19 protein-coding genes are annotated in these 21,263 nt (G+C 60.1%); 11 read left to right on the top strand and 8 right to left on the bottom strand.

The features are described from left to right. Window positions 1-300: 300 nt before the first annotated feature. The 4 genes from AK821_RS29410 to AK821_RS08985 form a co-directional block, all read right to left on the bottom strand. Complete coding sequence (locus tag AK821_RS29410; RefSeq protein ID WP_081265204.1) at window positions 301-456, bottom strand: DUF2474 domain-containing protein; 156 nt, start codon at window positions 454-456, stop codon at window positions 301-303. After that, window positions 443-1,459, bottom strand: a complete 1,017-nt coding sequence (gene cydB / locus AK821_RS08995) for a cytochrome d ubiquinol oxidase subunit II (RefSeq protein ID WP_064389341.1) — start codon at window positions 1,457-1,459, stop codon at window positions 443-445. Before cydB ends, AK821_RS29410 begins: the two co-directional genes overlap by 14 nt. 3 nt (window positions 1,460-1,462) lie before the next feature. Beyond that, window positions 1,463-2,866 (bottom strand): cytochrome ubiquinol oxidase subunit I, encoded by a 1,404-nt coding sequence (locus AK821_RS08990; protein WP_064389454.1) that lies wholly within the window; start codon window positions 2,864-2,866, stop codon window positions 1,463-1,465. A gap of 106 nt (window positions 2,867-2,972) precedes the next feature. Beyond that, window positions 2,973-5,297 carry an FdhF/YdeP family oxidoreductase gene (locus AK821_RS08985; RefSeq protein ID WP_064389340.1) on the bottom strand — a complete coding sequence of 775 codons (2,325 nt, stop codon included), beginning with the start codon at window positions 5,295-5,297 and terminating at the stop codon, window positions 2,973-2,975. A 354-nt stretch (window positions 5,298-5,651) separates the two neighbouring features. Here AK821_RS08985 and moaA point away from each other — a divergent pair, with 354 nt between their 5' ends. Together moaA and AK821_RS08975 are read left to right on the top strand one after the other, a co-directional pair. Next, window positions 5,652-6,650, top strand: coding sequence for a GTP 3',8-cyclase MoaA (gene moaA / locus AK821_RS08980; protein ID WP_064389339.1), 999 nt, complete (start codon window positions 5,652-5,654; stop codon window positions 6,648-6,650). Between the two features lie 36 nt (window positions 6,651-6,686). Further along, window positions 6,687-7,583: a bestrophin family protein gene (locus AK821_RS08975; RefSeq protein WP_064389338.1), complete on the top strand. Its 897-nt coding sequence runs from the start codon at window positions 6,687-6,689 to the stop codon at window positions 7,581-7,583. Between the two features lie 400 nt (window positions 7,584-7,983). Here the strand turns inward: AK821_RS08975 and AK821_RS08970 are convergent, their stop codons facing one another. Both AK821_RS08970 and moaB read right to left on the bottom strand, forming a co-directional pair. After that, entirely contained in the window at window positions 7,984-9,189 is a 1,206-nt protein-coding gene (locus tag AK821_RS08970; RefSeq protein ID WP_064389337.1) for a molybdopterin molybdotransferase MoeA, read from the bottom strand. Next, window positions 9,186-9,725, bottom strand: a complete 540-nt coding sequence (gene moaB, locus AK821_RS08965) for a molybdenum cofactor biosynthesis protein B (protein WP_064389336.1) — start codon at window positions 9,723-9,725, stop codon at window positions 9,186-9,188. The genes AK821_RS08970 and moaB overlap by 4 nt, the downstream gene beginning before the upstream one ends. Window positions 9,726-10,014: 289 nt before the next feature. Here moaB and AK821_RS08960 point away from each other — a divergent pair, with 289 nt between their 5' ends. From AK821_RS08960 to AK821_RS08925, 8 genes are all read left to right on the top strand, one after another. Next, window positions 10,015-10,914, top strand: a complete 900-nt coding sequence (locus AK821_RS08960) for a LysR family transcriptional regulator (RefSeq protein WP_064389335.1) — start codon at window positions 10,015-10,017, stop codon at window positions 10,912-10,914. Window positions 10,915-11,130: 216 nt separating this feature from the next. Continuing rightward, on the top strand, window positions 11,131-11,976 hold the full coding sequence (gene fdhD / locus AK821_RS08955; RefSeq protein ID WP_064389334.1) for a formate dehydrogenase accessory sulfurtransferase FdhD: 846 nt from the start codon (window positions 11,131-11,133) through the stop codon (window positions 11,974-11,976). Beyond that, window positions 11,973-12,458 (top strand): cyclic pyranopterin monophosphate synthase MoaC, encoded by a 486-nt coding sequence (gene moaC / locus AK821_RS08950; protein WP_064389333.1) that lies wholly within the window; start codon window positions 11,973-11,975, stop codon window positions 12,456-12,458. The genes fdhD and moaC overlap by 4 nt, the downstream gene beginning before the upstream one ends. Then, window positions 12,455-12,706 carry a MoaD/ThiS family protein gene (locus AK821_RS08945; protein ID WP_064389332.1) on the top strand — a complete coding sequence of 84 codons (252 nt, stop codon included), beginning with the start codon at window positions 12,455-12,457 and terminating at the stop codon, window positions 12,704-12,706. Before moaC ends, AK821_RS08945 begins: the two co-directional genes overlap by 4 nt. A 3-nt stretch (window positions 12,707-12,709) precedes the next feature. Further along, entirely contained in the window at window positions 12,710-13,171 is a 462-nt protein-coding gene (gene moaE / locus AK821_RS08940) for a molybdopterin synthase catalytic subunit MoaE (protein WP_064389331.1), read from the top strand. 355 nt (window positions 13,172-13,526) lie between these two features. After that, window positions 13,527-14,870, top strand: a complete 1,344-nt coding sequence (gene chrA / locus AK821_RS08935) for a chromate efflux transporter (RefSeq protein WP_064389330.1) — start codon at window positions 13,527-13,529, stop codon at window positions 14,868-14,870. Window positions 14,871-15,278: 408 nt separating this feature from the next. Next, window positions 15,279-16,643, top strand: coding sequence for a glutamine synthetase family protein (locus AK821_RS08930; RefSeq protein WP_064389329.1), 1,365 nt, complete (start codon window positions 15,279-15,281; stop codon window positions 16,641-16,643). Window positions 16,644-16,790: 147 nt separating this feature from the next. After that, entirely contained in the window at window positions 16,791-18,074 is a 1,284-nt protein-coding gene (locus AK821_RS08925) for an NAD(P)/FAD-dependent oxidoreductase (RefSeq protein WP_064389328.1), read from the top strand. A gap of 174 nt (window positions 18,075-18,248) precedes the next feature. Here AK821_RS08925 and AK821_RS08920 read toward each other — a convergent pair whose 3' ends face one another. Then, window positions 18,249-19,034: a DeoR/GlpR family DNA-binding transcription regulator gene (locus AK821_RS08920; RefSeq protein WP_064389453.1), complete on the bottom strand. Its 786-nt coding sequence runs from the start codon at window positions 19,032-19,034 to the stop codon at window positions 18,249-18,251. Between the two features lie 255 nt (window positions 19,035-19,289). Continuing rightward, window positions 19,290-20,183, bottom strand: a complete 894-nt coding sequence (locus tag AK821_RS08915) for a LysR family transcriptional regulator (RefSeq protein ID WP_064389327.1) — start codon at window positions 20,181-20,183, stop codon at window positions 19,290-19,292. Between the two features lie 85 nt (window positions 20,184-20,268). On the opposite strand from AK821_RS08915, the gene AK821_RS08910 reads away from it, so the two are divergent. Next, window positions 20,269-21,045, top strand: coding sequence for an NAD(P)H-dependent oxidoreductase (locus AK821_RS08910; protein ID WP_064389326.1), 777 nt, complete (start codon window positions 20,269-20,271; stop codon window positions 21,043-21,045). Window positions 21,046-21,263 lie beyond the last annotated feature (218 nt).

Below are 21,263 nucleotides of genomic sequence, written 5' to 3'. Positions count from 1 at the left end.
AAACCCTGTGGGAGCTGGCTTGCCAGCTCCCACAATGTCTGGCGGCGTTCTCATATTCGCTGACCAACACCAACGCCCTGTAGGAGTGAGCCTGCTCGCGATAGCGGTGTTTCAGACACATCAGTATCGGCAGACACGAAGCCATCGCGAGCAGGCTCACTCCTACAATGATCGGTGTAACCCTCATTATCCCTGCCTAATCCAAAACCCTGTGGGAGCTGGCTTGCCAGCGATGGGGCCAGCAGTCGCTCGGAAGATTGAGGCAATAAAAAACCGCAGCCAGGCTGCGGTTTTTCAGGCTCAGTGGGTCCTCATGCCCGCTGCATACATCGCCAGTTTCAGCAGACTGGCGACCACGGCCAGCGACACCACACTGCCCAGCCAGATCAACAACAGCCAGCCCAGACGCTTGTACCAGCGACTGCTTTTCACTTCGCGCGAATCAATGGTAGCCATCGCCAATCCTCACTTTGCCGCGGAATACGTAGTAGCTCCAGAAGGTGTACATCAGGATCACCGGCAGGATGAACAGTGCACCGATCAGCGCGAACAACTGGCTCGACGGCGGTGATGCGGCGGCCCAGATGCTCACCGACGGCGGGATGATGTTCGGCCAGATGCTCAGCGCCAGGCCGATGTAACCGAGCAACATCAGCACCAGCGTGAACACGAATGGCCAGTGCGTATGCCGCTGGCGCAACGTGCGCAGCAGCCCGAACAGCGCCAGCAACGCCAACACCACCAACCCGGCAAACACCTGCAGATGCCCGTGCGTCGACCAACGCGCCGCCAGCTCCGGATGCAGTTGCAGGGTCCACACGCCAATCACCAGCACCATCGCCATCAACAGCAAGGCCAGCGGCCGGGTGAACAGACGCATCCGCGACTCAAGCATGCCTTCGGTCTTGACCAGCAACCACGTGCTGCCGAGCAACGCATACGCGATCACCAGCCCCACGCCACACACCAGCGGAAACGGCGCCAGCCAGTCCAGGCCGCCACCGGAAAACTGTCGATCGATCACCGGAATTCCGGACACGTACGCGCCAATCACCACGCCTTGGGAGAACGTCGCCAGCAGCGAACCACCGATAAACGCCTTGTCCCACCAGTGACGTTTTTGCGGCGAAGACTTGAAGCGAAACTCGAACGCCACGCCACGGAAAATCAGCCCGCAAAGCATCAGGATCAGCGGCAGATACAACGCTTCGAGAATCACCCCGTACGCCAGCGGAAACGCCCCGTACAACGCCGCGCCACCCAACACCAGCCAGGTCTCGTTACCGTCCCAGACCGGCGCCACGGTGTTCATCATCACATCGCGTTCCTGCTCATCCGGGATCAGCGGAAACAGGATTCCCAGCCCCAGATCGAAGCCGTCCATGATCACGTACATCATCACCCCAAAGGCAATGATCACGCCCCAGATCAACGAGAGATCGATACCTTGAATAGCCATGACTCAATGCTCCTTCATAGGGGCGGTAGCCGCCGAAATCGGCCGACGCGGCGTCTGCAATTCGTCGCCTTCAGGCGGAGGTTCGTGGTGCGGCTGCGGGCCTTTTTTCACCAGATTCATCATGTAGCCGATGCCCACGCTGAACACGGTGAAATAGATCACCACGAACAGCACCAGCGACGTGCTCATCTGCGCCACCGAGTGATGCGACGCCGCGTCATGGGTACGCAACAAACCATAAACCACCCACGGCTGACGCCCGACTTCCGTGGTAATCCAACCGGCCAGCAGCGCAATCAAGCCGCTCGGCCCCATCAACAACACCAGACGCTGGAAGCCGCGATGCTGATAAAGCTTGCCGCCCCGGCGCAACGCCAGACCGAGCAAACCGACGAGGATCATCAACATCCCCAACCCGGCCATGACGCGAAAGCTCCAGAAAATCACGGTCGAATTCGGCCGATCTTCCTTCGGGAAGCTCTTCAGCGCCGGGATCTGCTTATCGAGGCTGTGGGTGAGGATCAGGCTGCCGAGATACGGAATCTCCAATGCGTACCTGGTCTTCTCTGCGTCCATATCAGGGATGCCGAATAGCACCAGCGGCGTTGGACCGTTGTCGGCGTTTTCCCAGTGACCTTCGATGGCGGCGATTTTTGCCGGTTGATGCTCCAGCGTGTTCAAACCGTGGGCGTCACCGACCACTGCCTGAATCGGCGCAACGATCAGCGCCATCCACAACGCCATGGAAAACATCTTGCGCACCGGCGCGGTGTTATTGCCGCGCAGCAAATGCCAGGCAGCCGACGCACCAACGAAGAACGACGTCGCCACAAAAGCGGCAATCGCCATGTGCGCCAGACGGAACGGGAATGACGGGTTGAACACGATCGCCAGCCAGTCCAGCGGCATCACCCGCCCGTCAACGATTTCGAAGCCCTGCGGCGTCTGCATCCAGCTATTGGACGCAAGAATCCAGAACGTCGAAATCAACGTGCCGATGGCCACCATCACCGTGGCGAAAAAGTGCAAACCCCGGCCGACGCGGTTCCAGCCGAACAGCATCACCCCGAGGAACCCGGCCTCAAGGAAGAACGCCGTCAGCACTTCATAGGTCAGCAACGGCCCGGTGATGCTCCCGGCAAAGTCCGAGAAACCGCTCCAGTTGGTGCCGAACTGGTAAGCCATGACCAGGCCCGAAACCACGCCCATGCCGAAGTTGACGGCGAAAATCTTCGACCAGAAATGGTAAAGATCGCGGTACGTGTCGTTATGGGTTTTCAGCCACAGACCTTCGAGTACCGCGAGGAAACTCGCCAGGCCAATGGTGATCGCCGGGAAAATAATGTGGAACGAAACCGTGAACGCGAATTGAATCCGCGCCAGGTCCAGCGCCTCCAGATTGAACATGATGATGTCCTCATCAAGGCTGAAAAGCGGCAGCACGAACCCGGGCCACCGCCAGGCGCGAACGCCTGCAGCCAGTCAAATTGCCAGTGTTTTTATGAGTCGCGGGTTACGCCACCGACGACGGGATCAGGTTGCTGACCTTCGCGGCTTCGAGGCGGATCGCCACGAACTTGGAGGTCGGCGTATACGTCCGGTCGCCGTAGCTTTCCAGCGGTACCAGAGGGTTAGTCTCCGGGTAATACGCCGCCGCTTGCCCTGCGGGAATGTCGTAGGCGATCAAGGTAAAACCGCTGACCCGACGCTCACGTTCGTCATCCCACAGCGCCACCAGATCAACCTTCTGCCCCGGCTCGAAACCCAGGCGCTGGATGTCCTGCTCGTTGGCGAAGATCACATCACGCATGCCGTAAACCCCGCGATAACGGTCATCGAGGCCGTACAGCGTGGTGTTGTACTGATCGTGGGAGCGCATGGTTTGCAGAATCAGATGCGGCTTGACCGGCAGGTTGCGCACGCCCTCGCTGATCAAGTGCTCGGGCAGCACGCACGGGGTGAACTGCGCCTTGCCACTCTCGGTGTTCCAGACCCGATCCGAAGCGTCGTTGCCGAGGTGAAAGCCACCCGGGATCAACAGTTTTTCATTGAAGTTCTCGAAGCCCGGAATCACGTCGGCAATCAGGTTGCGGATGCGTCCGTAGTCGCCCACCACCCATTCCCAATCGATCGGATGCTTACCCAGAGTTGCAGCAGCAATTCCGGCAATGATCGCCGGCTCGGATTTCAACTGCGCCGACTTCGGCTTCAACTGGCCGAACGACAAATGCACCATGCTGAACGTGTCTTCGACGGTCACGCCTTGCGGGCCTTCAGCCTGGATATCGATGTCAGTGCGCCCGAGGCACGGCAGGATCAGCGCATCGCGACCGGTGACCAAATGGCTGCGGTTGAGCTTGGTCGCGATGTGCACGGTCAGGTCGAGTTTGCGCATCGCCGCGTGGGTGCGCGGGGTGTCCGGCGTGGCCTGGGCGAAGTTGCCGCCCAGACCGATGAACACCTTGGCTTCGCCACGCTCCATGGCGCCGATCGCCATCACCGTGTTGTGCCCGTGCATGCGCGGCACGTCGAAGTTGAAGCGTTTTTCCAGCGCGTCCATCAGGTCTTTCGGCGCCAGTTCGTTGATGCCCATCGTGCGGTCGCCCTGCACGTTGCTGTGGCCGCGAACCGGCGACAGACCTGCGCCCGGACGGCCGACGTTGCCGCGCAGCAGCTGCAGGTTAATCACTTCCTGCAGGGTCGCCACCGAATGCACGTGTTGGGTCAGGCCCATGGCCCAGCACATGATCACGCTTTTGGCGCGGCCATACATGCGCGCGGCCAGTTCGATGTCATGCAGCGGCACGCCGGACTGCTCGAGAATATGCTCCCAGCTGGTTGCCTCGACTTCAGCCAGATAGCTGTCCAGACCCGTAGTGTGCTCGGCGATGAAGGCGTGATCGAACACCGCTTCGCCGCCAGTCGCTTGCGCTTCGCGCTCCCACTGCAGGAGGAATTTGACCATGCCACGAATCATCGCCATGTCGCCACCAAGGGCCGGGCGGAAGTACGCGGTGTTGGTCGCTTCCCAGCCGTTGCTGAGCATTTCGAGTGGGTTCTGCGGGTTCTGGAAACGCTCCAGGCCACGCTCTTTCAGCGGGTTAATGCAGACCACTTGCGCACCGCGTTTCACCGCTTCACGCAACGGTTCGAGCATGCGCGGATGGTTGGTGCCGGGGTTCTGGCCGATGACGAAAATAGCGTCGGCGTGGTGCAGGTCCTCGTAAACCACGGTGCCCTTGCCGACGCCAAGGGTCTCGTTCATGCTCACTGCACTGGCTTCGTGGCACATGTTCGAGCAGTCGGGGAAGTTGTTGGTGCCGAAGGCGCGGACGAACAATTGATAGAGAAACGCCGCTTCATTGCTCGCACGTCCGGAGGTGTAGAACTCGGCCTCATGCGGCGAATCAAGGTTTTTCAGGTGATCAGCGATCAGCGCAAAAGCGTCTGCCCAGCTGATTTCCACATAGCGGTCGACCCGCGCGTCGTAGCGCATCGGGTGGGTCAGACGGCCCTGATATTCCAGCCAGTAGTCGCTCTGCTCGGCCAGGCTCGACACCGTGTACTTGTTGAAGAACGCCGGGTCGACCAAACGCCCGGTCGCTTCCCAGTTCACCGCTTTCGCGCCGTTCTCGCAGAACTTCAACATGCTCGCGCCCGGCGCTTCACCCCAGGCACAACCCGGGCAGTCGAAGCCGCCGTTCTGGTTGGTCTTGAGCATGGCGCGGATGTTTTTCAGGGCGTTTTCACTGCCCAGCCAGCTTTTGGTCAGGCTGATGACAGCGCCCCAACCGGCAGCGGCGCCTTTGTAGGGTTTGTAACGGTCGACTTGTGACATGGGACTCTCCATGACGATGCACACAGGCATGAACCTGATTCGGTTAAACAGCGACGGCCGACTTTCAAGGTTGAAAAGTGGTCGTTGGTTTTGCCGGGGCAAGGATATGAACCGTTACAAAACGTTGTCTAATCGCTATTAATGACCGCCTTATCGAAAGCATCTATCAACAGTAAAAACCCTTTATTTACGGGGCCTTGCGGAACTAACGGAGCAACTTTCGGCGAAAAATAATTCATCATCGACGGCATCAATCAATTGTTCATCAACAGTGATTGGACGGCACTTAACGTTAGCCATAACCTGCGCTAACCAAACTCCTTCAACCGGGGTTTTCATTCCTGTGAGGCTGTCATGTCAGAGCGTGTCTTGATCGATGGTTACAACCGCCGCGTCGACTATCTGCGCATGTCGGTGACCGACCGCTGCGACTTCCGCTGCGTCTATTGCATGGCGGAAGACATGCAGTTTTTGCCACGCCAGCAAGTGCTGACGCTGGAGGAGATCTATCAACTGGCGCAGAGCTTCGTCGCCCTCGGCACGCGCAAGATTCGTCTCACCGGCGGCGAACCGCTGATCCGTCCGGGCGTGGTCAAGTTGTGTGAGCAGATCGCCGCCCTGCCCGGCCTGCGTGAACTGTGCATGACCACCAACGGCTCACAACTGGGCAAACTCGCCGCGCCGCTGTTCGATGCCGGGGTCAAACGCCTGAACATCAGCCTCGACAGCCTCGATCCGCAGCGCTTCAAACAGATGACCCGCACGGGCGATCTGGCGCAGGTGATCAACGGCATCGATGCCGCGCGCAAGGCCGGTTTTACCCGCACTAAACTCAATGTCGTAGTGATGCAGGGCCGTAACGATGAGGAGATCAACGATCTGGTCAGTTTCGCCATTGATCGGCAGCTCGACGTCTCTTTCATCGAAGAGATGCCGCTGGGGATCATCAGCGAACACAGCCGCGCCGAGTCGTTTTTCTCCAGCGCGCAGGTGCGGGAAAAGATTGCCGAACGCTACACCCTGATCGACTCGGCGGAGTCGACGCAAGGCCCGTCGCGCTACTGGCGGCTGGCCGAGGCGCCGGAGATTCGTCTGGGCTTTATCTCGCCGCACAGCCACAATTTTTGCGGCACCTGCAACCGCGTGCGGCTCACCGTTGAAGGGCGCCTGCTACTGTGTCTGGGTAACGAGCATTCGGTGGATCTGAAAGCGGTGCTGCGTGCCCATCCGGGGCAACCGCAACGGCTGGAGAAGGCCATCGTCGAGGCGATGAAACTCAAGCCATATCGACATAATTTCGAAGTGAACGACGGTGTTCAGGTTGTGCGCTTCATGAACATGACCGGCGGCTGATCCCGCCAGTTTCATCGGTTATCGGAACCGCTCAGCATGATCATCAGACCCAAGGTCAATCAATTCGCCATTCTCTTCACCCTCAAGGGTTCGATCGCCAAGCGCATCGCCCTGCGCACGTTGATGGTTACCCTGCTGGCTTCGGCCATTGTGCTGGTGGAAATCCTCCATCCGAGCAACTTCACCAAGGTCAATGCGACGCCGTTTACCTTGCTCGGTTTGTCGCTGTCGATTTTCATGAATTTTCGCAACAACGCTTGCTATGACCGCTGGTATGAAGCGCGTAAAGCCTGGGGCGAAGTGATCGTGCATATTCGTTCGGTGATTCGCGAAACCCATGTCATACGTGAGTCGGCTGAGCGCAAGCCGTTGCTGCTCAATTTGTGCGGGTTTGCCCATGCGTTGAACGCGCGGTTGCGCAAGGAAAGCGAGGCCGATGCGAGCAATCGATGGATCATGCCCAAACCTGATCCACAGACACCGGATTACAGTGGCCGCATTCTGCAAACGGTCGGCCAGCAGTGTTCCGATTTGCATCAGAACGGTGAACTGACTGAGTGGCGCTACATGTTGCTGGCCAATCACCTGACCAGCCTGACCCAGGCGCAAGCGGTGTGCGAACGGATCAAAACCACGCCGCTGCCGTTTCCTTACACCCTATTGCTGCACCGGACGATTTATCTGTTCTGCATCCTGCTGCCGTTCGCCATGGCCGAACCGCTGGGCTGGCTGACACCGCTGTTCACGGCGATTGTCAGCTACACATTTTTTGGCCTGGATGCGATTGCCGATGAGCTGGAAGACCCGTTTGGCCGCGACGAAAACGACCTGCCGACCGATGCGCTGGTGCGCACCATCGAACGTGACATCCTCGCCGAACTTGGCGCAGACGTACCGCCGGCGTTGAAGCCTGTGGACTATGTGCTGAGCTGATCCTTCTCTCCAGACACCCCGAAACCCTGTGGGAGCGAGCCTGCTCGCGAAGGGGCCCTATCAGCCAAAATCAATGTTGACTGACATGCCGCCATCGCTGGCAAGCCAGCTCCCACACTTTCTGTGTACATCCTCAACATCAAGCATCACCACAAATCATTGTGGGAGCTGGCTTGCCAGCGATGAGGCTGTGTCAGCCAACGTCAATGTGACTGACATGCCGCCATCGCTGGCAAGCCAGCTCCCACACGTTCTGTGTACATCCTCAACATCAAGCATCACCACAAATCATTGTGGGAGCTGGCTTGCCAGCGATGAGGCTGTGTCAGCCAACGTCAATGTGACTGACATGCCACCATCGCTGGCAAGCCAGCTCCCACAGTTTTGATTGGTGGTGAGGTCAGAAGAGTTCGTTGAAGGGGATGAAGCGCAGCGGGTCGCCGAGGTTGTGCGTGCTGTTCTCGGGGATTTCCACCAGGCCATCGGCCCAGGTGGCGCCGAGCAGGACGCCGGAGCTTTGATTCGGATAGAGCTCCGCACGCCCCGCCTCCAGCCTCACCCGCAGGTATTCACGGCGGCCGCCAGCCTTGTGCCAGTCGAAACCTGCATTGACCGTAAAACTCAGCGGCATGACGTCATCCACACCTTGAATGCGCAACAGATACGGCCGCGCCAACAAGCCAAACGTCACCAGTGCCGACGTCGGATTACCCGGCAACCCAATCACCGGCACCGCACCAAAATGCCCGACCGTCAGCGGTTTGCCAGGCTTGATCGCCAGTTTCCACACCAGCGGTTTGCCGTTGTCGCGTAGCACCTGCCCGAGGCAATCGGCATCCCCGGCCGACACGCCGCCCGTAGTCAGAATCAGATCCGCACTCACCTGCAGTTGCTCAAGCTTGAGCCGCGTCTGCGCCGGGCGATCCGGAAGGATGCCGGCGTCGATTACCTCGCAGCCCAGCTCACACAACCAGTGGCCGAGCAACACACGGTTGCTGTTGTAGATGCTGCCGGGCCGCAACGGCTGACCCGGTTCGACCAGTTCGTCACCCGTCGACAGCAGCGCCACACGCGGGCGACGCACCACGTGCAGTTGCGCCAGCCCTTGCCCGGCGGCGACCGCCAGTTCGAACGGTCCAAGGCGTTTACCGGCCCGCAGCAGGATGTCGCCGACGCGATTTTCCTGACCTTGCGCGCGGATGTTCTGCCCCGCTTTCAGCGGCTGCAAGAAGCGCACGCGGCCGTCCTCCAGCACTTCGACGTTCTCCTGCATTTCGACGCAGGTAGCGCCGGGCGGCAGTGGCGCGCCGGTAAAAATCCGTGCGCAGGTGCCGGGCAGCAACGTGTCCGGCGCCAGCCCGGCGTAAACCTTCTGCGAGACCTTCAACGGCTGTCGGTGCAAATCGGCGAGATTGAGCGCGTAACCGTCCATGGCGCTGTTCGGCCACGGCGGCAAGTCGAGTGTCGCCACCAGATCACTGGCCAGCACCCGCCCACGCGCATCGTCGAGCGCCAATAGTTCGCTGTCGGCCAGACGTTGCTCATTGGCCATGCCGAGCAATTGGTCGAGGGCGTCTTCGACCGGCATCAGCGGCGCCTTGCTCATCCGCGTGGCCCGCAGGCTTGCGCGGCTTTCAGGTGCGGGACGAAATTGCATGGGCGATGACGATTATCCAGTTGCTCGGCAAGAATGCCTTCCCACGCCGTACGGCAAGCACCGGTTGAGCCCGGCAGGCAGCACACCAGCGTGCCGTTCGACAGCCCGGCCAGCGCGCGGCTTTGCACGGTGGAGGTGCCGATATCCAGAATCGAAATCGCCCGGAACAGTTCGCCGAAGCCGTCAATCTGCTTATCAAACAAGCAGGCCACCGCTTCCGGCGTGCTGTCGCGACCGGTGAAACCCGTGCCGCCAGTGATCAGCACCACTTGAACGGTGTCGTCGGCAATCCAGTTCGCCACCTGTGCGCGGATCTTGTACAGATCGTCCTTGAGCAGGTTGCGCTCGCTCAGCGTATGACCGGCCTCGAGCAACCGACTGACCAGCAACTGGCCCGAAGTATCGCTGGCGTAGTCGCGGGTATCGCTGACCGTCAGCACGGCAATATTCAGGGGGACAAACAGGGCATCGGCTTTGGCGCTCATGGCAGTTCTCCGGCAGCAGTCAATCAACATTGCCGAGCAGCCTAAGTGCCACTTATGAGTACTGTCTAATCACTCTGGCCAACCACATTATCGACCGGCTCTATCGGTGCCTTTCACGTTGTTCAGGGCCCGTAAAACCGGCCCTGATAGAGCTTATCGATAGTGCCTTAAATACTTCCGATTGGACGAACAATCGTTCAGATGAGATCGTCGCACCCTGCGCTTTTCGTGCGCCTCGCGCATCTGCGTCAATACTCAATCAAAAAATCCTCATCGAGCAGGTGCCATCGTGGACATCAAACAACTCAAGTTCCTGATCGCGCTGGACGAAACCCGCCACTTCGGCCAGGCCGCCGCACGCTGCCACATCACCCAACCGACGTTGTCGATGCGCCTGCGCAATCTGGAAGACGAACTGGATCTGGTGCTGGTCAACCGTGGCCAGCGCTTTGAAGGCTTCACCCAGGCCGGCGAGCGTGTGCTGGCCTGGGCGCGTACCTTGCTCGCAGCGCATGACGGTTTGTTCGCCGAAGCGGCGGCGTGTCGCGGGCAACTGGTGGGTAGTCTGCGTCTGGGTCTGGTGCCGCTGAGCAGCTTCAACCCGGTCAATTACATTCAGGGGTTGTCGGGGACGTATCCGGAGTTGAAGTTCAGTCTGTCGTCGCTCAGTTCCGACGAGATCATCGCCGGGCTGGGCAATAATCAGCTTGATCTCGGCGTGTGCTATCTGGACCACGTCAACCCGAACTATTTCGAGTTTTTCGAGATCGGCGAAACCCGTGTCGGCCTGCTCTACGACACCCGCCACTTCCAGTTCGAAGGCTCGCAGATGAGCTGGGAAGACGCCGCCGAGTTACCGCTGGGGATGATCACCGCCGGCATGCATTACCGAAAATCCATTGACTTGAGCTTCCGCAGCCGTGGCCTCAGCCCGCAGCCGATCATGGAAAGCGATTCGACCTATCAGCTGTTGCAGGCGATTCACCAAGGCTTCTGCTGCGCGATCATGCCGCTGGACAGTGGCCTGGAAGAGCCGATCGAACACCTGTCGTTCATGCAACTGCCGGATGCCAGTGTGCTTGCGCCGCTGGGCCTGGTGATGCGCAAGACCGAGCCGCGTTCGGCGATTGCCGAGAAGTGTTTTGCCGAGGCGCGGAAGTTGTTTGGGGTAGAAGTGTCTGCTCAGTAATTGATGTTGGATGTCAGGCCCTCATCGCGAGCAGGCTCACTCCTACAGGGGAACGCATTCCAAATGTAGGAGTGAGCCTGCTCGCGATGAGGCCGGACCAGTCAATACACATCTCGGTTGATCGACCAAAGCAATCACCACATCAGAACAAGCGATTGGACGCATTTTTAACGCCCCCGTAGCCTGAACACTCTTCAGCGCTTCGGGACTTTCAAGATGCTCTGCCACCTCGAAACCATCACAGAATCCACCAGCGAACCCAACGCCCCCGCCCCGCAACCGGCGCAGGTGGCGTTTCGCGAATACCTGCCCGACGCCGCCATCTCCCACGCCGCGCTGGCCTCCGAAATCGCCCTGGCCATCAGCTACAACGGCCTGAGCCAAGCAGTGATGATGGTCTCGCCCGGCAACCTCGAAGACTTCATCCGTGGCTTCAGTTTGAGCAACGCGATCATCGACAGCGTCGACGAGATCTACGACGTCCGCCTCACGCATTTCGACCAGGCCTGTCAGGCCGATGTGCAGATTTCCAGCCGCGCGTTCTGGGCCTTGAAGGATCACCGTCGGCAAATGACCGGCACCAGCGGTTGCGGCATCTGTGGCGTTGAAGCGCTGGAGCAGGCGCTGCCACAACTGCAGATTCTGCAACCTTCACCACTACCGCCAGCCGAGCATTTCGACGGCATCCGCCAACGCATCGAAGCCGCTCAACAACTGGCGCGCAGCAGCGGCGCCCTGCACGCCGCGCTGTACTTCGACGCTGACGGTGAAGCCTTGCTGTGCCGCGAAGATATCGGCCGCCACAACGCCCTCGACAAGCTGATCGGCGCGATGCAGAGCGACGCCATCGACCCGCGTGCAGGCTTCGTCGTGGTCACCAGCCGTTGCAGTCTCGAACTGATCCACAAAGCCGTGCGCGCCCGCCTCGGCACCCTCGTCAGTCTTTCGGCACCTACCGCGTTGACCGTGCGCTGGGCGCTCAAGCACCGACTCAATCTGATCCATGTGCCACACCGCAACGCCCCGCGAATTTACAGCCCGCTCCAGGAGTTTGCCGCATGAGCCACACCCTCACCCACCTCGACGATCAGGGCCGCGCCAACATGGTCGACGTCAGCGACAAAGCCGCGACCCGCCGAGAAGCCACGGCGCAAGCCTGGGTGCAGATGCGCCCGCAAACCCTGCAGATGATTCAGGCCAACGGCCACCCGAAAGGCGATGTCTTCGCGGTGGCGCGGATCGCCGGGATTCAGGCAGCCAAACGCACACATGAACTGATCCCGCTGTGCCATGCGCTGTTGCTCAGTTCGATTCACGTCGAACTCAAGGCCTGCGAACCGGATCGTGTGCAGATCACCAGCACCTGCCGCCTCACCGGCCAGACCGGTGTCGAACTCGAAGCGTTGACCGCCGCCAGCGTTGCCGCGCTGACCATCTACGACATGTGCAAAGCGGTGGACCGGGCGATGGTCATCGGCGATATCCGCCTGCTCAGCAAACAGGGCGGGCGCTCCGGTCACTTTCAATGGGAGGGCGCGCAATGATTCTGATCAACTACTTCGCCAGCTACCGTGATCGGTTGAATCTGGGTGGTGAAAAGATCCCGCTGACTGAGGCTTTGGGCAGCGTTGAAGATGTGCGGCAAATGCTTATGCAGCGCGGAGATCTGTGGCGTGAAGTGCTCGGCGCCGGCAACCTGATGTGCGCGGTGAATCAAGAGTTGTGTCAGCCCGGTCAGGCGATTGAGGATTTCGATGAAATCGCGTTTTTTCCGCCTGTGACCGGGGGTTGATCAATGGCTATTCGAGTCCAGCATAAAAGTTTCGATGTCGGCCAGTTGACTGCCGACCTGCACGCGCGCAATCCACGGGTGGGCGCGGTGGTGAATTTCATTGGTTATGTGCGTGATCTGAATATTGGTCAGAGCGTGAGTGAACTGTTTCTTGAGCACTATCCGGGTATGACCGAAAAGGCCCTTGAGCAGATCGCCGAAGAAGCCCGCGAGCGCTGGCCGCTGTTGGGGGTGGAGATTGTGCATCGGGTCGGCGCGCTGTCAGTGAGTGAGCCGATCGTGTTTGTCGGAGTCAGCAGCAAGCATCGGCATATGGCGTTCGAAGCCTGCGCATTCATCATGGACGTGCTCAAGACCCGCGCGCCGTTCTGGAAGCGTGAGACTACGGCGCAGGGTGCGCATTGGGTCGAGGGCCGTGAGAGCGATCGGGATGCGGCGTTGCGCTGGAGTCTGGCGCATGCCTGAAAAGCAAAAGCCCCTCACCCTAGCCCTCTCCCCGAGGGAGAGGGTACTGATTGGGGGATATTGCAGAAGTACGCCGACGTGAAGGAGTTGTGGTGAATCCATAATTGATCAAACCCTTTCAGCTCGATGTGAAACGCACATAACCCCGGTCCGCTATCTCTCCCTGCGTAGCTGGCCGGCCCCTCTTCCTCGAGCATTTGGCTGATGACCAATCCATAATCGACTCGGTCTTTCAGGTCGATGGATAACGCCAGACACCTCGGTCAGCCCCCTCTCCCTCTGGGAGAGGGCTGGGGTGAGGGTTGAAAGTCTGATTAGATAGCCGCTCCGCCAGGACCCAACTCCGGAGTCTCGCTTGAGCACAGCGCCGAACCACCTGCCCCGCCCCGATCCCGTGACCCTGCGCCAGGCCTGGCGTTTCTGGCTGAAACTCGGCTGCATCGGTTTCGGCGGGCCGGCCGGGCAGATCGCGATCATGCATCAGGAACTGGTCGAGCGTCGGCGCTGGATCTCCGAAAAACGTTTCCTGCACGCACTCAACTACTGCATGTTGCTGCCCGGCCCCGAGGCTCAGCAATTGGCAACGTATATCGGCTGGCTGCTGCATCGCACATGGGGTGGCGTGATAGCCGGTGCGCTGTTTGTGCTGCCATCGTTGTTCATTCTGATCGCCTTGTCCTGGCTGTACATCGCCTTCGGTGATGTGCCAGCAGTGGCAGGGGTATTTTACGGAATCAAACCGGCAATCACGGCGATTGTCCTGCACGCCGCGCATCGCATCGGCTCGCGTGCGTTGAAAAACGCGTGGCTGTGGGCGATTGCCGGAGCCTCGTTCGTGGCGATTTTCGCCTTCAATCTGCCCTTCCCCTTGATCGTCCTCGGGGCTGCGTTGATCGGCTATCTGGGCGGACGATTCGCGCCGCAGCGGTTCAGCAACGCGGGTGCGCGCAACAGCGATAAATCCTTCGGCCCGGCGTTGATCGACGACGATACGCCGGCCCCCGAACATGCCCGTTTCAGCCCGCCGAAGCTGCTGCGTCTGGCGTTGATCGGCGCAGTGCTCTGGTGTTTGCCCATGGCGTTGTTGACGGCGTTATTCGGCTGGGATGGCACGTTCACACAAATGGCCTGGTTCTTCACCAAAGCTGCGCTGCTTACCTTTGGTGGCGCCTACGCGGTACTGCCTTACGTCTATCAGGGCGCCGTCGGACATTACGGCTGGTTGACGCCGACACAGATGATCGACGGCCTCGCGCTGGGCGAAACCACGCCGGGCCCGCTGATCATGGTGGTGGCGTTTGTCGGTTTCGTCGGTGCCTACGTGCAACCGACGTTCGGCGCCGAACATGCGTTTGCCGCCGGCGCACTGGCCGCAACGCTGGTGACCTGGTTCACCTTCCTGCCCTCGTTTCTGTTCATTTTGGCCGGCGGGCCGTTGGTGGAATCGACCCACAACGAACTGAAGTTCACCGCACCGCTGACGGCGATCACCGCTGCCGTGGTCGGGGTGATTGTGAATCTGGCGTGTTTCTTCGCCTATCACGTGTTGTGGCCAAACGGTTTTGCCGGGGCGCTTGATGTGTTTTCGCTGATGCTGGCGGTTGCAGCAGCATTGGCCTTGTTCGTTTTCAAACGCGGCGTGATCAGTGTGTTGATCGTTTGCGCCCTCGCCGGGCTGGGCTTTCACCTGATGCGCTGAACCCTGGCCTGCGAATCTCCCGTTTACACGCCCGGGAATTCCCCCTTACTATCCGGGCACACCGGTCGGCGGGTCAGCCCGCCACCGACGTTTTCCGCCAACGGAAACACGCGTTATGAGTACGTCACTACAACAAGCAGAATCGTTGAACGTCTCTACCCTGCGCGCCCTCTCTCACAGGGGCGGCGTATGAATCGTATCGTCAATCTCCCCATGGCCCTGCGCCGTTCCAAGCTGCGTCACTCCGCACGCCCGCCGGATATCGCCCGGTCTGTCTGATCGCGTCCGTTAAAGAACCGCGACAGCCTTCTATTCCTTGATATCCCTGCCAGGACAGCCACGCCTATTGCTGCGTCGTGTCCGGCCCGAATCTGCGCGCCTGTGCGGCGCCATCGTGAGTGATTGATTATGAAATTCGCAGCCATCGAAGACGCACGCCTGTTCCTTGAACAGAACCCCGATATCGACATGATCGAACTGTTCATCCTCGACGCCAACGGCGTGCCACGCGGCAAGCTGTTGCATCGCGAAGAACTGCTTGCCGTGTACCAAAGCGGGCGACCGCTACCCAGCACCATCCTCGGTCTGACCGTGCAGGGTGAAGACGTCGAGAACTCCGGTCTGGTCTGGGACGTCGGCGATATCGACTGCCGCGCCTATCCGCTTGAGGGCAGTCTGGTGCGCCTGCCGTGGCGGCAGATTCCGACCGCCGCCGTGCAGGTCAGCATGCACCCGACCGAGGGTATGCCCGCCAGCATCGCTGACCCACGCCACCTGCTGATCAAGATCATCGACGGCCTCAAAGCCGAGGGTTATCACCCGGTGATGGCGTGTGAACTGGAGTTCTATCTGCTCGACGCCAAACGCGATCACAACGGCCGCCCGCAACCGGCACTGGACGCGGACGGCGGTCGACCGCGACATACTCAGGTTTACGGCTTGCGTGAGCTGGAACAGATCGAACCGTTCCTCGCCGACCTCTACAGCGCCTGCAAACTGCACGGTATTCCGGCGCGCACGGCGATCTCCGAATACGCGCCGGGTCAGGTGGAAATTACCCTTGAACATGGCGACGCACTAGAGGCGATGGATCAGGCCGTGCGCTACAAACGTCTGGTCAAAGCCATCGCCCACAAGCACGGCATGCAGGCGACGTTCATGGCCAAGCCGTTCGATGATCTGGCCGGCACCGGCATGCACATGCACGTGAGTCTGGCCGATGGCGCGGGGCACAATCTGTTCGCCTCGGAAGACCCGGCCGGCACTCCGCTGCTGCGCACAGCGATTGGCGGCATGCTCGCGTCCTTGCTCGATTCGCTGCTGCTGTTCTGCCCGAACGCCAACTCGTACCGGCGCTTTCAGGCCAACAGCTATGCACCGTTGGCGCCGACCTGGGGTGTCGACAACCGTACCGTGAGCCTGCGCGTTCCGGGCGGCCCGGCCAACACTCGGCACATCGAACACCGCATCTGCGGCGCCGACGCCACCCCGTATCTGGCAGCGGCAGCGATCCTTGCCGGGATTCATCGTGGCATTCGTGAAGACCTCGATCCGGGTGCGCCGGTCGAGGGCAATGGTTATGCGCAGGCGAAGGAATTGTTGCCGACCGATTGGCTGACGTCGCTGCAGGCGCTGGAGAATTCGGTGTGGGCGCGGGATGCCTTGGGGCAGGAATTTCTCGGGGTGTATCTGGCGGTGAAACGTGCCGAGTATCGGCAGTTCATGGCCGAGGTGGGTGAGCAGGATTGGCGCTGGTATCTCACCGAGGCCTGAAGACTCACCCCTACCCCCTGTAGGAGTGAGCCTGCTCGCGATAGCGGAGTGTCATTCAGCAATAATGTGTCTGACATGGCCTCATCGCGAGCAGGCTCACTCCTACAGGGGACCGCGTACAACCTAAGAATTCGTGTGGACACTGACATGACCGAACGCTGCAATTCCTACTACACCGCCACCCTCAACCAGGACACCGACTACCCGACCGTGCAAGGTCGGCACACCGTCGACGTGGTGATCATCGGCGGCGGCTTCACTGGCGTCGCCACCGCTGTCGAACTCGCGGAAAAAGGCCTGAAAGTCGCCATCGTCGAAAGCCACAAGATCGGCTGGGGCGCCACCGGGCGCAATGGCGGCCAAGTCACCGGCAGCCTTTCCGGCGACGGCGCGATGCGCAAACAGATGCGTCCGAAACTCGGCGACGACGTCGACGACTTCATCTGGCACCTGCGCTGGCGCGGACACGAAATCATCCAGCAACGCGTCGAGAAGTACGGCATTCAATGCGACCTGAAACACGGCCATTTGCACGCAGCGTACAAGCCCAGTCACATGACTGACTTGCGCAAGGATTATGAGGAAGCCGTACGGCGCGGATTGGGCGATGAGGTCAGCCTGCTCGACCGCAGCCAAGTGCGTGATCTGCTGCAAAGCGACCTGTACCACGGCGCGATCAAGAACACCCGCAACATGCATCTGCACCCGCTTAACCTGTGCATCGGTGAAGCGCGGGCGGCGGAAAGTCTCGGTGCGCTGATCTTCGAAAACAGCGAAGTGCTGGAGATTATTCACGGCGCTACGCCCGGTGTGCGCACGGCTCACGGCCAGATCGACGCCAAGCAGGTGATGCTCGCCGGCGACGTCTACCACAAGCTCGAACCAGGGCAACTCAAGGGCAAGATTTTCCCGGCGATGGGCGGCATCGTTACCACCGCGCCCCTCGGCGATCTGGCCAAGCAGATCAACCCCGAAGACCTCGCGGTGTACGACTGCCGCTTCGTCCTCGACTACTACCGCCTCACCGCCGATGGCCGCTTGCTGTTCGGCGGCGGCGCCAACTACAGCGGCAAGGATTCACGGGACATCGCCGCCGAACTGCGCCCGTGCATCGAACAAACCTTTCCGGCGCTCAAAGGCGTGCAGATCGATTATCAGTGGAGCTGCGCGATGGGCATCGTCATCAACCGCATTCCGCAACTGGGCAAGCTCTCGGACAACGTCTGGTATTGCCAGGGCTACTCGGGGCACGGTATCGCGACGACGCACATCATGGGCGAAATCATGAGCCGGGCGATCACCGGGCAGATGGAGCAGTTCGATACGTTTGCCCAGTGCCAGCACATACGCGTGCCGATGGGGGATTTGCTCGGCAATCCGTTACTGGCTGCCGGGATGTGGTACTACCAGATGCTTGAGCGCTTTCGCTGACACACCCTCCACTTGTAGGAGCTGCCGAAGGCTGCGATCTTTTGATCTTGTCTTTAAAAATCAAAATCAAAAGATCGCAGCCTTCGGCAGCTCCTACAGGGTCATCGATTCACTGAAGATCCATTGTGGGAGCGAGCTTGCTCGCGAAGGGGCCATCAAAACCACCGCAAAACCTCAATCCGCCAACTGCTCGACCACAATCCCCAACCGCCGATAATCCTCGACACTCCCCGACGCCACATGCCGCTCGGTAATCAGCGTATGCAGGCGCGTACACGGCGCCACCACAAACGGCTCCACCGCCCCGAGCTTGTCCGCCGTGGTCACGGCAATCACTCGCGCGGCACCATCGAGCATCGCCTGCTTCACCGGTACTTCATCAAAATGCAGCGAGGTAATTCCCACTTCCGGATGAATCGCACACACCCCGGTAATCGCCAGATCCGCCTTGATCCCCGCGAGCAAACGCAGCGCCTCATGCCCACCCGCCGCCATCGTCCGTGGATTCAGCTGGCCGCCAGCGAGAATCACTTTCACTGCCTTGAATTCGGACAAGGCAATCGCCGTCATCGGTGATGCAGTCACCGCCGTGATGCTGATATCGGCACGCAACGAGCGCGCCACCTGCAGCGTGGTGGAGCCGGAGTCGAACAGCACAATCTGCCCGTCTTCAATCTGCTGCGCCGCCCGTTGCGCCAGGCGAATTTTCACCTCATCCGTCTCGTCCAGCCGCGTGAAGTAATCCTTGCCGGAGTCTTTCGGACGCGGCAGCGCCCCGCCGTGCACGCGTTGCACCAGCCCGGCGTTGTCCAGTTCGGCGAGGTCGCGGCGGATGGTGTCCTCGGACACCGCAAAGTGCTGGCTCAACTCGGACGCCATGACTTTGCCGTCGCGTTCGAGGAGCAAAAGAATTTTCTGTCGACGCAGGGACGGCAGTTCAGCCGCAGAATGATCGTGCATGGTCATGCCTGTTTATGCTTGTAATTGCAGGTTTTGCGAGATTAGCGAAAGCCTTCAACAAACACAAACAGGCGGGGTATCAATTGTTTCGATCATTGGAATCAACAAGGCGAATTTTTTCTTTGCTTTCAGCCTGTTCACAATGGCACCACTTCTAAAAGGCTCAGGATGAACACCTCATGAATCTCAATTTTGCGTTTGCGTGCATGATCGTTGTGTCGTTTGCGGTGGCACTGGGTCACGCCTGACAGCGCCTCAGACCGACGCCAGCAACTGCTCACGCAGCCATTTGTGCGCCGGATCGCGGTGCGAACGTTCGCCCCAGAACATCGCCATCTCGTAACCGGGTACTTCCAGCGGCGCGTCGACCACTTGCAATGCCGGGTTGCCGCGCACCAGGCGTGACGGCAGCATTGCCACCAGATCGGTGCTGGCCAACACCGACATCGCCATCAGAAAGTGCGGCACCGACAACACCACTTTGCGCATCAGCCCGACATCGGCCAGCGCCCGATCGGTCACCCCGAAAAAGCCACCGCCCTCGCGCGACACCATCACGTGCTCCAGCGCGCAGAATTGTTTACGGCTTGGCGCACGCATCAAACCTGGATGCCCGACACGACCGGCCAGCACATAACGTTCGGTGAACAGTGGTCGCCGATGCAGTTCCGGTGGCGCGTCTTCACTGATGTGCAGCGCCAGATCGAACACCCCCTGCTCGGCCTGCTTGACCAGATGCGCCGGCGTCAGATCGATCACCGCCAGCCGCGTGCCCGGTGCCTGTTCGCGCAAACTGCTCAGCGCCGGCAACACCACCGTCGACTCACCGTAATCGGTCGCGGCGATTTTCCAGGTGTGCGTCGCCTGCGCCGGGTCGAACGCACTGGCCGGTGCCACCGCCCTCTCCAACGCCTCCAACGCTTCGCGCAACGGCTCACGCAATTCATCGGCGCGCGCCGTCGGGCGCATACCACGCGGCCCGGGCAACAGCAGCGGATCGCCGAAGATGTCGCGCAACTTGGCCAGATGCACACTCACCGAAGGCTGCGACAGGTTCAGGCGCTGCGCCGCGCGGGTGACGTTGTGCTCCGACAGCAACACATCAAGGGTCAGCAGCAGATTGATATCCAGCCGTCTCAAATTATTCATGGCTATACCAGACATATCAGAGATTCATTTCCAATATACCGGTTGAACGCCGATCCTGCAGTCACTCAGCTAACGGAGCTTCAACATGAACGTCTTACTTGTTTACGCGCACCCGGAACCGACTTCCCTCAACGGCTCGTTGCGCGACTTCAGCGTCCAGCGCCTGCAAGCCGCCGGCCACAGCGTGCAGGTTTCCGACCTCTACGCGATGAACTGGAAAGCCAACCTCGACGCCGACGACGCCCCGCAGCGCGATGCGACGAAACCGTTTCACGCCTCCCTTGACTCGAAAGTCGCTTACGCCGAAGGCACCCAGGCTGCCGACATCGCTCGCGAGCAGGAAAAGCTGTTGTGGGCGGATGCGTTGATTCTGCAGTTTCCGCTGTGGTGGTTCACCATGCCGGCGATTCTCAAAGGCTGGGTCGATCGGGTGTACGCCTACGGTTTTGCCTATGGCGTCGGCGAGCATTCCGACAGTCGTTGGGGCGAGCGTTATGGCGAAGGGAAAATGAAAGGCAAACGGGCGATGTTGATGGTCACCACCGGCGGCTGGGAATCGCACTATGCGCCGCGTGGGATCAACGGGCCGATTGATGATTTGCTGTTTCCGATTCAACACGGGATTCTGTACTACCCCGGTTTTGAAGTGGTGCCACCGTTTGTGGTGTATCGGACTAGCCGGATGGATGCGGCGCGCTATGCCGAGACTTGTGATGAATTGGGGCGGCGGCTGGATGAGTTGTGGAGTGCACGGCCGATCGGGTTTCGGCAGCAGAATGCGGGGGAGTATGAGATTCCTGCTTTGACCTTGAAGAGCGATATCGCGCCGGATAGCGAAGGCTTCGACGCACACATCCGTTAGCGCCGCATCGACCACGTAGAGCAAAAGCCCCTCACCCTAACCCTCTCCCAGAGGGAGAGGGGACTGACCGAGTTGTTTTTTCGAGCTACGCCGACCTGGGATATCGAGCCGAACTCAAGTTTCGAACAGCCCACAATCGGCTCCCTTCCCCCTCGACCACCAGGGAGAGAGGCGACTGACCGAGTTGTTTTTTCGAGCTACGCCGCCCTGGGATATCG

The sequence above is a fragment of the Pseudomonas sp. RIT-PI-r genome, assembly GCF_001297015.1.
Lineage (GTDB): Bacteria > Pseudomonadota > Gammaproteobacteria > Pseudomonadales > Pseudomonadaceae > Aquipseudomonas.
This window is presented reverse-complemented; position numbering and strand designations above follow the sequence as displayed.